Annotated in this window: 14 protein-coding genes; 10 read left to right on the top strand and 4 right to left on the bottom strand. The window is 62.4% G+C overall.

What is annotated here, in order from left to right; genetic code table 11:
• Nucleotides 1-12 precede the first annotated feature (12 nt).
• From CWI66_RS05980 to CWI66_RS05965, 4 genes are all read left to right on the top strand, one after another.
• Nucleotides 13-1191, top strand: a complete 1179-nt coding sequence (locus CWI66_RS05980; RefSeq protein ID WP_100731184.1) for a cupin domain-containing protein — start codon at nt 13-15, stop codon at nt 1189-1191.
• 3 nt (nt 1192-1194) lie between these two features.
• Nucleotides 1195-1620, top strand: a complete 426-nt coding sequence (locus tag CWI66_RS05975; protein WP_081137491.1) for a GNAT family N-acetyltransferase — start codon at nt 1195-1197, stop codon at nt 1618-1620.
• 381 nt (nt 1621-2001) lie between these two features.
• Entirely contained in the window at nt 2002-3600 is a 1599-nt protein-coding gene (locus tag CWI66_RS05970) for an isocitrate lyase (protein WP_081195597.1), read from the top strand.
• Nucleotides 3601-3859: 259 nt separating this feature from the next.
• Nucleotides 3860-4327, top strand: a complete 468-nt coding sequence (locus CWI66_RS05965; RefSeq protein ID WP_081195596.1) for a glycine zipper 2TM domain-containing protein — start codon at nt 3860-3862, stop codon at nt 4325-4327.
• A 208-nt stretch (nt 4328-4535) separates the two neighbouring features.
• Here CWI66_RS05965 and CWI66_RS05960 read toward each other — a convergent pair whose 3' ends face one another.
• Nucleotides 4536-4817 (bottom strand): hypothetical protein, encoded by a 282-nt coding sequence (locus CWI66_RS05960; protein ID WP_016914502.1) that lies wholly within the window; start codon nt 4815-4817, stop codon nt 4536-4538.
• Between the two features lie 178 nt (nt 4818-4995).
• Between CWI66_RS05960 and CWI66_RS05955 the strand changes: the two genes are divergently transcribed.
• Entirely contained in the window at nt 4996-5478 is a 483-nt protein-coding gene (locus CWI66_RS05955) for an FKBP-type peptidyl-prolyl cis-trans isomerase (RefSeq protein ID WP_081195595.1), read from the top strand.
• A 62-nt stretch (nt 5479-5540) separates the two neighbouring features.
• Here CWI66_RS05955 and nikR read toward each other — a convergent pair whose 3' ends face one another.
• A complete protein-coding gene (gene nikR, locus CWI66_RS05950) occupies nt 5541-5942 on the bottom strand; it encodes a nickel-responsive transcriptional regulator NikR (protein WP_081195594.1) in 402 nt (133 codons plus the stop codon).
• A gap of 106 nt (nt 5943-6048) precedes the next feature.
• On the opposite strand from nikR, the gene CWI66_RS05945 reads away from it, so the two are divergent.
• Genes CWI66_RS05945 through CWI66_RS05925 form a run of 5 tightly spaced genes read left to right on the top strand, consistent with a single transcriptional unit; the run spans nt 6049 to nt 10856 of the window.
• Entirely contained in the window at nt 6049-7626 is a 1578-nt protein-coding gene (locus CWI66_RS05945; RefSeq protein WP_081195593.1) for an ABC transporter substrate-binding protein, read from the top strand.
• Complete coding sequence (locus tag CWI66_RS05940; protein ID WP_446718575.1) at nt 7617-8600, top strand: ABC transporter permease; 984 nt, start codon at nt 7617-7619, stop codon at nt 8598-8600. The genes CWI66_RS05945 and CWI66_RS05940 overlap by 10 nt, the downstream gene beginning before the upstream one ends.
• The gene (locus tag CWI66_RS05935; protein ID WP_100731183.1) at nt 8597-9394 is read left to right on the top strand and encodes an ABC transporter permease; all 798 of its coding nucleotides are present in this window, start codon (nt 8597-8599) and stop codon (nt 9392-9394) included. Before CWI66_RS05940 ends, CWI66_RS05935 begins: the two co-directional genes overlap by 4 nt.
• A 33-nt stretch (nt 9395-9427) precedes the next feature.
• Nucleotides 9428-10249: an ATP-binding cassette domain-containing protein gene (locus CWI66_RS05930; protein WP_100731182.1), complete on the top strand. Its 822-nt coding sequence runs from the start codon at nt 9428-9430 to the stop codon at nt 10247-10249.
• Nucleotides 10242-10856, top strand: coding sequence for an ABC transporter ATP-binding protein (locus CWI66_RS05925; RefSeq protein WP_100731181.1), 615 nt, complete (start codon nt 10242-10244; stop codon nt 10854-10856). The genes CWI66_RS05930 and CWI66_RS05925 overlap by 8 nt, the downstream gene beginning before the upstream one ends.
• Here CWI66_RS05925 and CWI66_RS05920 read toward each other — a convergent pair.
• Complete coding sequence (locus CWI66_RS05920; RefSeq protein ID WP_100731180.1) at nt 10853-12043, bottom strand: MFS transporter; 1191 nt, start codon at nt 12041-12043, stop codon at nt 10853-10855. The genes CWI66_RS05925 and CWI66_RS05920 overlap by 4 nt on opposite strands.
• A 54-nt stretch (nt 12044-12097) precedes the next feature.
• Nucleotides 12098-12640 (bottom strand): C40 family peptidase, encoded by a 543-nt coding sequence (locus CWI66_RS05915; protein WP_100731179.1) that lies wholly within the window; start codon nt 12638-12640, stop codon nt 12098-12100.
• Nucleotides 12641-12729: the final 89 nt, after the last annotated feature.

Below are 12729 nucleotides of genomic sequence, written 5' to 3'. Positions count from 1 at the left end.
CAGGATAACGCCATGAGTCATCACGATAAGCCACTCACCCTGCTGGGTGATTTAACACCCGCCGACTTCTTGGCCCACTACTGGCAGCAGAAGCCCCTGCTGATTCGTGGCGCTATCCCGGACTTCGTCAGCCCCATCGACCCCGATGAGCTGGCAGGCCTGGCCTGCGAGCCGGGTGTGGAAGCGCGGCTGGTGGAAGAGAACGGCCCTGACGGCCCCTGGCAGGTATCCCACGGCCCCTTCGATGACGCTACCTTCGAGCGCCTCCCCGAAGGCCACTGGAGCCTGCTGGTGCAAGCCGTCGACCACTACGTGCCCTCCATTGCTGCGCTGATGGACGAGTTCGACTTCCTGCCCCGCTGGCGCATGGACGATATCATGGTGAGCTACGCGCCCCCCGGCGGCAGCGTCGGCCCGCACATCGACCAGTACGATGTGTTCCTGCTGCAGGCCCGCGGCCATCGCCGCTGGCAGCTGGGCGGCAAGCAGCCGGACAACGCGCCGATCGTACAGGGCATCGACCTGCGTATTCTGGAAACCTTCGAGATCGAACCCGACTCCGACTGGACCCTGGCACCGGGCGACATGCTCTACCTGCCGCCGGGCTGGGCGCATCACGGGGTCAGCCAGACCGACGACTGCATGACCATTTCAGTGGGTTTTCGCGCTCCCTCGGCCGACGAAGCCATCACCTCCTACGCCGACTACGTGGGCGAGCAGATGTCGGAATCCCAGCGTTACAGCGATGCGGGCATGGCACCGGCCCAACATCAGAGCGAGCTGGACGACGCCGCCATCGAGCGTATGCGTCAGTTCATCCTCTCGACGCTGGACAAACCCGAGCAGATGGCCCAGTGGTTTGGCCGCGTCATGACTCAGCCCAAGTACGTCGACCAGCTGATGCCGCTGGACGAGCCGCTGGACGAAGCCGCGCTTGTTGCTCAGCTACAACAGGGCGAGCCGCTGTTCCATATGCCCGGTTCGCGCTTTGCCTGGCGCAGCGATGCCTCCGGCACCACACTGTTCGTGGATGGCGACGGACACGCCTGCTCGGAAGCGCTGGCCAAGCGGGTCGCCGACCCGGAGCCCATGTACGACGAGGTGCTGGAACTGGACGGTGCGGCAGCGCTGCTCACGCAGCTGATCAATAGCGGCAGCCTGGGCTTCATGGGTGAAGACGACGAGGAGTAAGGCGTGAACACAGCCACCACCGTGCAACAAGGCGACTGGCGTGAACTGGGCGACGCGGCGTCGTTGATTCGCCGCGTGGTCTTCATCGATGAGCAGCAGGTTCCTCAGGAAGAGGAGTGGGATGGCCGGGATGGCGAATGCCTGCACTTCCTCGCCACGCTGAATGACGAGCCGGTGGGTACCGCGCGCCTGCTGCCCGACGGCCATATTGGTCGCGTAGCGGTGTTGAGTAGCGCACGGGGCGCGGGCATTGGCTATCGACTCATGGAGGCTGCCATCGCCGCTGCCCGCGAGGCAGGCCATCGCCACGCGGCCCTCAGCGCCCAGCTACACGCCCTCGCCTTCTATGAGCGTTTAGGCTTCGTAGCCCATGGCGAGGTCTTCATGGATGCCGGCATCCCCCACCGCGAAATGACCCTGGTGCTGTAACCCGCCATCAGGCCATCGAACACGCGTTATAGCGCCGCTGAGACAGCGGCGCTTTTTTTTACGTCCAACAGGCGAAAAACGACTACACAAACAGGGCGTTCGACGTAGTCGATGTCGTCGGACTACAACGCCCCCTGCCCCGAAGTGACAATTGTTGAATGCAGCTTCCTGACCGATAGTTATTGCACTGCAGCGACATTGCTTCTCAGCTCTTACGCCATGTCGCTGTATGACGCCAAGCGCCGAGGCACGACGTTTTACTGAGAGACGATTGGCCTATAGACAGCGCCGCAAAATTGCACAATGCTGAACGCTATCTCGCAGGTGCAGCATAACAACAAGCTAGCCTGCGAACGACGATAACCCTGGAGGAATCAGCTCATGTCAGGACTGCTCGACGATATCAAAGCCATGGCCCAACTGCGCGAAGCCCAAGGCGGCAAGTGGTCAGCGATCAAACCTGAATACGCCGCTCGCATGCGTGCCCAAAACCGCTTCCATACTGGCCTGGACATTGCTCGTTACACCGCCAAGATCATGCGTGACGACATGGCCGCCTACGATGCCGACACCTCCCAGTACACCCAATCGCTGGGTTGCTGGCACGGCTTCATCGGCCAGCAGAAACTGATTTCCATCAAGAAGCATTTTGGCACCACCAAGCGCCGCTACCTGTACCTTTCAGGCTGGATGGTGGCAGCCCTGCGCTCCGAGTTTGGCCCGCTGCCTGACCAGTCCATGCATGAGAAAACCTCGGTGGCCAACCTGATCGAGGAACTCTACACCTTCCTCAAGCAGGCCGATGCCTGGGAACTCAACCACCTGTTCCGTGCGCTGGACGACGCCAAGGCCGCAGGCGACAGCGCCAAAGAAAAAGAGCTGATCAGCAAGATCGACAACTACGAAACCCATATCGTGCCGATCATTGCCGACATCGATGCCGGGTTTGGTAACGCCGAAGCCACGTACCTGCTGGCCAAAAAATTCATCCAGGCGGGTGCCTGCTGTATCCAGCTCGAAAACCAGGTATCCGACGAGAAGCAGTGTGGTCACCAGGATGGCAAGGTCACCGTGCCCCATGAAGACTTCCTGGCCAAGATCAACGCCGTGCGCTACGCCTTTCTGGAGCTGGGCGTCGAAGATGGCGTCATCGTCGCCCGTACCGACTCGCTGGGCGCTGGTTTGACCCAGAAGATCGCCGTCACCAATGAGCCAGGCGACCTGGGCGACCAGTACAACAGCTTCCTGGATGGCGATGTCATCGAGAACGCCTCGGACATCAACAACGGCGACGTAGTCATCAAGCAGAACGGCAAGCTGGTCAAGCCCAAGCGTTTGGCTTCTGGCCTCTACCAGTTCAAGCCAGGCACCGGCGAAGACCGCGTGATCCTGGACTGTATCACCAGCCTGCAAAACGGTGCCGACCTGCTGTGGATCGAAACCGAGAAGCCCCATGTCGGCCAGATCGCCAGCATGGTGAACCGCATCCGCGAGGTCGTGCCGGACGCCAAGCTGGTGTACAACAACTCACCCTCCTTCAACTGGACGCTGAACTTCCGCCAGCAGGTCTTCGATGCCTGGGAGAAAGAGGGCAAGGACGTATCGGCCTACCAGCGCGACAAGCTGATGAGCGTCGAATACGACAACACCGAGTTGGGGCAACTGGCCGATGAGTGGACGCGCAACTTCCAGCGTGACGGGGCGCGCGAAGCGGGTATCTTCCACCACCTGATCACCCTGCCCACCTACCACACGGCGGCGCTGTCTACCGACAACCTGGCCAAGGGCTACTTCGGTGACGAAGGCATGCTGGCCTACGTGGCAGGCGTCCAGCGTCAGGAAATTCGCCAGGGTATCGCCACGGTCAAGCACCAGGATATGGCGGGCTCCAACATCGGCGACGATCACAAGGAGTTCTTCCATGGTGAGGCCGCACTGAAAGCTGGCGGCAAGGACAACACCATGAACCAGTTTGGCTAAGCACCTAGCCACTGCAACACACCAAGGGGAGCCACGGCTCCCCTTGGTGTTTTTTGCAGCGTACTTCATGGTCTGTCGATTTTTTGCACACTGCTTTCTTAATGCCTGTCTACACTCTACTTTGTGACCTTTTTTCCAAACGGCTGGTCAAAAGCGTACGCTTTGGGTATCTTTTAGCGAACGCCGTTCTATAATGAGACGCACGCATTGATCTGCGGACGTTCACAGCCAGATGGGCTGATTCTTACTGGAGGTTTGAATGAAACGTTTACTACCCGTTGCAGCGCTGAGCATCCTGGCACTGGCTGGCTGCGCCAACACATCCACCTACTCGGGCGATGTGTACCGCGGCAACCAGGCGCAGACGGGCCAAAGCGTCAGCTATGGCACCATCGTGGCCGTTCGTCCGGTACAGATTCAGGCCGATAGCCGCACCGGCAACCTGCTGGGCGGTGGCGGTGGCGCCGTAATTGGCGGCCTGCTGGGCAGCCAGGTAGGCGGCGGTTCAGGCCGTCAGCTGGCCACCGCGGCAGGTGCACTGGGCGGTGCCGTCGCCGGCACGGCGGTAGAAGACAGCGTCAACCGCGTCAATGCACTGGAAATGGAAGTGCGTCGTGACGACGGTACCGATGTGGTCGTCGTTCAACGTGCCGACCGTCAGTTCCAGGCTGGCCAGCGTGTACGCCTAATTGGTAGCGGCGCCAACCTGAGCGTTGCCCCCTACTGATCGCTCCTCGCACCCGCGCGGGCCACAGCTGACCAGCGCCTGCAAAAGTGCGATCTCGAAAAAAAGCCCGTCCACCAGAGTGGACGGGCTTTTTCATGTCTGCTTCAAGCCATTCTTGAACAACGGGTGGCGGGGTACAGCACATGTCACCCATTGGGCAGGCCTGGTTTCGGCAGACCTGGTTTTGGCAGACCTGGTTTTGGCAGACTTAGTGGGTCACCTTGTTGCTGGCCCAATTGGCCAGCTTGTAAACAACAAACCCGATCAACGCCAACAACAGAGCCACCAGCAGAATATCGACCGGGCGCACCAGCGTGGTGGCCCCCAGAATGGCGATGGCTGCTACCCACAGGTGGCGGTTCTCGCCATGGGTCTTCAGAACACCAGGCAACAGTTTATCCAGTCCCTGGCTAAAGCCATTGTCCCAACGCTTGTTGGCAAAGTAGGCGATCAGCACGAAGGCTACCACCCAAATCAGGAAAACAGTCATATCAAGCTCCGATCACACTTCGTTAGCTTATGGAAAAAAGGTGAGAGTAGGGTATCGCTGGTCACTGTCGGGCGCAATAGTGCCAAAGGCGTGGGGGTTAAAAACCTGGCTTACCCCCTGACAAGCCAGCCCACACGCGTTACCATGTTGGGACATGCACTCACCGAAAGGTTATTCAATGCAAATTGCGCAAAACTCGGTTGTCGCGTTTCACTACACCCTGACCAACGATGCAGGTGAAGTGCTGGACAGTTCCGAAGGCCGTGAGCCGCTTACCTACCTCCACGGTGCCGGAAACATCATTCCGGGCCTGGAAAAAGAGCTGGAAGGCCGCGCCGCAGGCGACAAACTGAACGTCAAGGTAGCCCCTGCCGAGGGTTACGGTGAAGTTCAGGAGCAGCTGATGCAGGAAGTTCCTCGCGATGCCTTCCAGGGCGTCGAGAGCATCGAGCCGGGCATGCAGTTCCAGGCCCAGACCCAAGGCGGCCCGCTGATGGTCACCGTCACAAAAGTGGAAGGTGACACCGTCGTCGTGGATGGCAACCATCCGCTGGCAGGTCAGCACCTGAACTTCGACGTTGAGATTGCTACCGTTCGTGAAGCAAGCGAAGAAGAAGTTCAGCACGGACACGTACACGGCGAAGGCGGCGTTCACCACTGAGCGTAAGCCATCGTCATCAAGGCGGCCGCAGGCCGCCTTTTTTGTGGCCGTTTCCCTGCCCCTTATTCGCCAGGAATCAGTACCAGCTGCCCATGGCGTACGCTGCGTGACGAGGTCACTTCGTCGGCAAACTGCTTCAGGGCACTCCCCTGCCCTTTGAGCAGCGCCACTTCCAGGCAGCTGTCATGATTGATATGCACATGCAGCGTCGACAGCGTGAGGTCGTGGTGGTCGTGGGAGTGCTTGGTCAGCCGCTTGGAGAGCTCTCGCGCCGCATGGTCGTAGACATACACCAAAGCCCCCATGCACGGGGCATCCGGCGCGACCTCTTCCTTGGCCTGAGTCAGCCCGCTGCGGGTCAGGTCTCGAATGGCCTCGGAACGGTTCTGATAGCCACGCTGCTGCATCAAAGCATCCACCTCGCGCAGCAACTCTTCATCCAGCGTCACGGTAATACGTTGCATACGTTCTCCTTTGCTCACCCGAGCGTAGAATGGGCCTGTTGACTACCCGCCGCATGAGTATGATGTTATTGTAAAAACATCATACTCATTCATCGCAGGGTGCTCCATGCGTCGTTCGATACTACTGACCATTGCCAGCACATGCCTGGCGCTCAGCGCTCCCGCGCTGGCCAAAGAGCAGTTGGTGCTTGCCATCGGCGGCGAGCCAGACCAGGGCTTCGACCCGCTGCTGGGCTGGGGGCAATACGGTAGCCCGCTGTTTCAGTCCACGCTGCTCACCCGTGGCCAGGATTTCACCCCTCAAGCGGGGTTGGCCACCGAATGGTCCCTGTCGGACGACCAGTTGACCTGGACACTGCATCTGCGCGAGGACGTGCGGTTTGCCGATGACACGCCGCTCACCGCCCGGGATGTGGCATACACCTTCAATGCCGCCGCCACGGCAGGGGGCCGAGCCGACCTTAGCGCGCTGGCACATGCCGACGCCGTGAATGACCACACCGTCACGCTTACCCTGAAAGCCCCTCGCATCACCTTCATCGACCAGCTGATGACCCTGGGCATTGTACCTGATGCCGAGCGGGAAAATGGCCATCATGCGGGTTACGGCCGCCAGCCGCTGGGTTCTGGCCCCTACCGCATGGTGGAGTGGCAGGAAGGTGAGCAGCTGATCGTCGAGCGTAACCCCTATTTTTACGGCCCTGCTCCGGCCTTCGAGCGCCTGGTATTTCTGTTTACCGATGAGGCAGGCACGCTAAGCGCTGCTCAGGCAGGTCAGCTCGACCTGGCCGTCATTCCCCAGGCGCTGGGCAGCACCATGCCGGGCCAGATGCAGCGGGTCCTGATGGAGAGCGTCGATAATCGCGGGATTCTGTTTCCCATGCAGCCCGACAGCGGGGAGCGCGCCGCCAACGGTGCCCCGATTGGCAACGATGTCACGTCCGACCTGGCCATTCGCCAGGCCATCAACCTGGCGCTATCCCGCGACACGCTGGTAGACGTGGCCCTGAACGGCTTTGGCCGCCCGGCGTATGGCCCCGCCGATGGCCTGCCCTGGGGGCACCCCGAGGAAACCATCGCTTTCGACCTGGAGCAGGCCAATGCCCTGCTGGAGGAAGCAGGCTGGCTGCGCGCAGACGATGGCCTGCGCTACAAGGACGGGCAGCCGGCTCGCTTCCGGCTCACCTACCCGGCCAGTGATACGACTCGCCAGCAGCTCGCGCAAATCAGCGCAGAGATGGTGCGCCCGCTGGGCATCGAGATGCAGCCCACCGGCCGCCATTGGGATGAAATACAGCGGGAAGCCCTGCACCAGGATGCCATTGTGTTTGGCTTTGGCAGCCATAGCCCGCAAGAGATCTACTATCTCTTCCACAGCGAACACGCCGGGTTTGGCTTCTACAACAGCGGCTTTTACACCAATGAGCGCGTCGACCAGCACCTGGAGGCCGCCCAGGCCGCCGCCAGCGCCGAAGAAGCCAACCCACACTGGCAAGCAGCCCAGTGGGATGGCAGCACCGGCTATGGCCTGCAGGGCGATGCCAGCTGGGCCTGGATGGTCAACCTGACCCATGTCTATGCCGCCGACCCGTGCCTGGACGTTGGCGAGCTGGGCGTGGCCCCCCATGGACACGGCTGGCCGATTACCGCCAACCTGCTCGAGTGGCGCTGGACGTGCCACTAGCCCGCTGGCTGGCGTGGAGAAGCCTACGGCTGGGGCTGGTCATGCTGTGCGTGGCCGGTCTCGCCTTCGGCCTGATGATGCTCTCGCCCATCGACCCCATCGACGCCTACCTGGGCCCGCAGATGGCCCAGGTAAGCCCCGAGCAGCGTGCCCTGATCGCCGCACAGTGGGGCTTCGATGAACCGGCAGCCGTGCAGTTCGGCCAGTGGCTGCGTCAACTGGCCAGCGGCGAGCTGGGCTGGAGCCATGTATACCAACAGCCAGTAGGTGACGTCATCAGCCTGCGCTTTCAGCGCTCGTTCTGGCTGCTGTTCAGTGCCTGGCTGCTGTCACTGGTGCTGGGCGTGGCATTGGGTATCGTGGCAGGCAGTCGGGAAGGCTCGCTGCTCGACCGCTTGATCAGCGGTTACGCCTTGGTGACCGCCTCGACGCCCACTTTCTGGCTGGCCATTCTGGCACTGCTGCTGTTTTCCGTGACCCTGGGCTGGACCCCCACCTGCTGCGCAGGCCCCACGGGGGTAGTCAGCCGCGATGTCACGCTCGCCACCCGCCTCCACCACCTGGTGCTACCGGTGACCACCCTGGCGCTATTGAGCATGGCCACCATCACCCTGCACACCCGCGCCAGAATGGTGGCCTTCATGCGCTCCGACACGGCGCTACACGCCTTTGCCCAGGGCGCTAGCCGCACCGATATCGCCTGGCGGCACGGGCTGCGCCACGCCAGCCTCCCGGCCATCACCCTGGCCTTTGCTTCGCTGGGCGAGCTGTTTGGCGGCTCCATTCTGGTGGAGCAGGTCTTCGCCTACCCGGGGCTGGGCCAGGCCACCGTGGCGGCGGGACTGCGCAGCGATGTTCCCCTGCTGCTGGCCATCGCCCTGTTCACCGCGCTGTTCGTGAGCATCGGCAACCTGACCGCCGATGCCCTGGCACGGGTGACCGACCCGCGCATCCGCTTGGCACACACCCCATGAACACACAGCCACGCCTGGCCGCCGCCGTTTACCTGGTGCTCTTCAGTGTCCTGCTGATGCTGCTGTTGAGCAGCCGTTTGTGGCTGGGTGACAGCCCCCAGCAGATGCAGTTCGAGGCACGTTTACAGCCGCCCAGCCTGCTCCACTGGTTCGGCACCGATGCCTTGGGCCGGGAGCTATGGGCGCGTACCCTGGCGGGGCTGGCGCTGAGTTTTTGGGTCGGTTTGAGCGCGGCCCTGCTGGGCACGGCCATCGCCCTGCTGCTGGCCAGTCTGGCGGCGCTATCGAACACCCTGGATGCGCTTGTGTCACTGCTGATCGATACGCTGCTCAGCGTGCCCCACCTCATTTTACTGCTGCTCATCGCTTTTGCGCTGGGCGGGGGCACCCAGGCCGTGATCATCGCCGTGGCCATCACCCACTGGCCAAGCCTGGCGCGGGTGTTTCGCGCCGAGCTGTTCAGCCTGCGCGAGGCCGAGTACGTGGCGCTCTCGAAAGGCTTTGGCAAAGGGCCGGGGTACATCGTCGCCCAGCACTTCGTGCCCCACCTTTGGCCCCACTGCGTGGTGGGTGCGTTACTGCTGTTTCCCCACGCCATTCTGCACGAAGCGGCTCTGACCTTTCTCGGCGTCGGCCTGGACCCCAACCAGCCCGCCACCGGCGTGCTGCTGGCCGACGCCATGCGCTATCTCAGCGGCGGCTATTGGTGGCTGGGTGTGTTTCCCGGGCTAGGACTGCTGCTGATGGTGCTGGCCATTCAACGGCTGGCCACACAGCTGCGCCAGGCCCTGTAAGGCCCGCGTTTTCAACCATCAAGGGAGCCGAACATGCTGGAGATCACCGACTGGAGCCTGAGCCTGCCCCACTACCCCCGCTGGTGGAAGCGCGAGTGGTCACCCGTGATCGAGTCGCTTTCGCTGGACATTCAGGCGGGGGAAGTACACGCCCTGGTCGGCGCGTCCGGATCCGGCAAAAGCCTGCTGGCCCACGCCCTGCTGGGCCTGCTGCCGCCCGCAGCACGGCAGCACGGCACTCTGACCTTCCAGGGCGACCTCTTGACGCCCGAGCGCCAGCGCCAGCTGCGTGGCCGTGAACTGGCGCTGATTCCACAGACCCTGAACGCCCTGGACCCCTTGGCACGCAGCCAGCACCAGATACGCTGGGCTGCTCGCCGCGCAGGCCTTTCCCGCGTCAGCGCTCAAGCACGCAGCCACGACCTGCTGCAGCACTACCAGCTCGCCCATGCAGCGCGGCGCTACCCCCATGAGCTTTCCGGTGGCATGGCCAGGCGGGTGCTGGTGGCCATGGCCCAGGCCGGCCATGCCCGCGTGGTGATTGCCGACGAGCCCAGCGTCGGGCTGGACCCGGCCCAGCGAGACCGCGTGCTGGCTACCCTGCAGGCACTGGCCAAAGAGGGCAAAGCTGTCCTGCTGATCACCCATGACCTGCGCCATGCCTTGCCCATTGCCCACCGGGTGACCATCATGCGCCAAGGGCGCGCCGTGGAAACGACCTCGGCCCGGGCCTTTCATGGCCAAGGGGAGCAGCTGCACAGCGCCTATGCCAAAGCACTGTGGCAAGCGCTGCCCGACAACGCCTTCGGCACCTTACCCATCCAGCCTCATGTTCAGGAGCCCAGCCTTGCTTGAAGCCCACCAGCTCACCTTCGGGTTTGGCCGCGAGCCACCGCTGTTCCAGGCGCTGTCGATGGCGCTGGCACGGGGCGAGTGGGTCGGTTTGAGCGGTGCTTCCGGGGCAGGCAAGTCGACGTTGGGCAGAGTACTGGCGGGCCACTGGGCACCACGTCACGGCTTTTTGCACATCGATGGAAAGCCCTTGGCATCACGGGGCCTACGCCCCGTGCAGTGGCTGCCTCAATCGCCGGAACGGGCGGTCAATCCGCGCTGGCGGGTGGCACGATTATTGGAAGAGGCCTGGACACCGCCACAGACGCTGAGGGAAGCGTTCGGTATTCAGCCCGAGTGGCTGAAGCGTTTTCCGGGGGAGCTGTCCGGGGGCGAGCTGCAGCGGGTGTGCGTGCTACGCGCCCTGGCCCCGGGTGTGCGCTATCTGATCGCCGATGAGATTTCGACGATGCTGGATCCACTGACCCAACTCAGCCTGTGGCAAGCCGTGAAGGCCCACGCCGAACGCCAGGCGCTGGGCGTGCTGGTCATCAGCCACGACATGGCGCTATTGAATCGGCTTTGTACCCGGCACCTGCACCTGGCCGACGGACAGCTAAGGAGCGACTAAGCGCTGGCAAGACGACGCTCGACGCGCCGCATACCCAGCGCAATCATCAGGGTCACGGCCAGCAGTAGCCAGGACCCTACGGCCACCCCCTGCCACTGCGCCCAACGCCAGAACGGTTCCAGCCAGAAGCCCCCGATGCTTGCTCCAAGGTAGTAAAACACCAGATACAGTGCCGACGCACTGCCCCTGGCGCCCAGGGCGTAGCGCCCCACCCAGCTGGAAGCCAGCGAGTGGGCCAGAAAGAAGCCAAACGCATTGATGGTCAACCCTACCAGAATCCCCACCAGCGACTCCGCCAGGGTAATGGCCGTACCCAGCATCAGAATGACGATGCCCATGCCAATGCAGCTGGCGGGAGAGAAACGCCCGGCCAATTTACCGGAGACCGTCGAGCCCAGAGTACCGCCCAGGTAAGTGAGGAAGATCAGCCCCAACCCGCTGGCCGCCAAATGATAAGGCGCCTCTGCCAAGCGAAAAGTGATGTAGCTGTACTGATTGATGAAAATCAGAAAATTGATGCCGCCCAGACAGTAAGCCGCCAGCAGCAAAGGCGTGCGCAGGTGGCCCGCCAGATCACTCAGCGCCTGGCGTAGTTTGAACCGTTTGGGCTGGAAGGCCCGGCTATTGGGCAGCAGCCGCCAGAACAGCACGCAGCCGATGATCGTCATGGCGCCCACGGCCAGAAACGCAGCGCCTGGGCCACCTACTGCCGACGCTCCCCCGCCAACGATGCGGCCGCTGATGCCCCCCAGCGAATTGGCCCCGATATAGAGCCCCACGGCGCTCAGCAGGGCGGGCTTGTCGAACTCATCGCCCATCCAGGCAATGGCCACGGCGGGCAGCCCGCCCAGCACGAAGCCCTGCAGCAAGCGCAGCAGCAGCAGACTTTCAAAGGTGGGCGCGAAGGCCAGCGCCAGCGAGAGGCCACCCGCCAACAGCAGCGTAAAGCGCATGATCGCTTCACGGCCAATGGCATCGGAAAGCGGCCCAAAGACCAGCAGCGCCAGTGCCAACGACAAGGTAGAAGCCGACATCAGCAGGCTGATGCCCAGGGTAGAAACGCCGTATGCCTCTTTCAACTCGGGCAGCAGCGGCTGCGGGGCATACAGGTTGATGAATACCAGAAAAGAGCCGAGGCAGAGTGCTGCCGTCGCGCGCCACCAAGCGCGCGTTTTCGCTTCAATCATGCCATGTCCATGGTTAATTGGCGCGATGCCCCCCAGTGCAACGGGGGCCCAAGGCTACGGAAGATAGGACTGTTCGAAACGACCATTCAGCTGAGCAAGATTGGTCGGCTCCAGCGCCCGGCGAGACTGCCAGTAGTAGCGCTGCCAGTAGCTATTATCCAGGCTCGAGATGGTCACCCCTTGCGAGGTGGAAGCATGCAGGAAGTAGCCGTCACCAACGTAGATCCCGACATGGTTGTAGCGTCCTGGAGGGCGGAAGAAGACCAGATCGCCCGCCTGCAGCTCCTGGCGGTCGATCGAGCGTCCCTCATGCACCTGATCCTGGGTGGAGCGCGGAAGCTCCATGTTGAACGTATCGCGGAAAACATGTCTAACCAGTGCAGAGCAGTCGATCCCCCTTTCGGTGGTTCCCCCGACTCGGTAAGGAGTGCCGGCCCAGCGCTGGTGCTGTTCGAGGAGGGCCTGGCGAATTACCGTAGGTGGTGGGGTCTGCATGCTGCGCAATTGCGCCATGATCGGATCGGCTGGCGACATTTGCGGCGTGGCGCCGTTCATGCCGGGCAGCACCATCGAGAAATAATCCTCGGGGGGCTCCATATCCTGACGTCCACCGGAGCCTGCACAACCAGCCAACAATGCTACGAAGACACAAACACTTACAACACGGACAGCGGTCACAGCGGGGT

This window comes from Halomonas sp. 141, assembly GCF_002810305.1.
Classification (GTDB): Bacteria; Pseudomonadota; Gammaproteobacteria; order Pseudomonadales; family Halomonadaceae; genus Vreelandella; species Vreelandella stevensii.
This window is presented reverse-complemented; position numbering and strand designations above follow the sequence as displayed.

Excerpts from the sequence above, each read along its gene's own strand:
- CWI66_RS05980 (WP_100731184.1), top strand. The coding sequence starts at position 13 with ATGAGTCATCACGATAAGCCACTCACCCTGCTGGGTGATTTAACACCC.
- CWI66_RS05970 (WP_081195597.1), top strand. The coding sequence starts at position 2,002 with ATGTCAGGACTGCTCGACGATATCAAAGCCATGGCCCAACTGCGCGAA.
- CWI66_RS05965 (WP_081195596.1), top strand. The coding sequence starts at position 3,860 with ATGAAACGTTTACTACCCGTTGCAGCGCTGAGCATCCTGGCACTGGCT.
- CWI66_RS05960 (WP_016914502.1), bottom strand. The coding sequence starts at position 4,817 with ATGACTGTTTTCCTGATTTGGGTGGTAGCCTTCGTGCTGATCGCCTAC.
- CWI66_RS05955 (WP_081195595.1), top strand. The coding sequence starts at position 4,996 with ATGCAAATTGCGCAAAACTCGGTTGTCGCGTTTCACTACACCCTGACC.
- nikR (WP_081195594.1), bottom strand. The coding sequence starts at position 5,942 with ATGCAACGTATTACCGTGACGCTGGATGAAGAGTTGCTGCGCGAGGTG.
- CWI66_RS05945 (WP_081195593.1), top strand. The coding sequence starts at position 6,049 with ATGCGTCGTTCGATACTACTGACCATTGCCAGCACATGCCTGGCGCTC.
- CWI66_RS05935 (WP_100731183.1), top strand. The coding sequence starts at position 8,597 with ATGAACACACAGCCACGCCTGGCCGCCGCCGTTTACCTGGTGCTCTTC.
- CWI66_RS05930 (WP_100731182.1), top strand. The coding sequence starts at position 9,428 with ATGCTGGAGATCACCGACTGGAGCCTGAGCCTGCCCCACTACCCCCGC.
- CWI66_RS05920 (WP_100731180.1), bottom strand. The coding sequence starts at position 12,043 with ATGATTGAAGCGAAAACGCGCGCTTGGTGGCGCGCGACGGCAGCACTC.
- CWI66_RS05915 (WP_100731179.1), bottom strand. The coding sequence starts at position 12,640 with ATGGAGCCCCCCGAGGATTATTTCTCGATGGTGCTGCCCGGCATGAAC.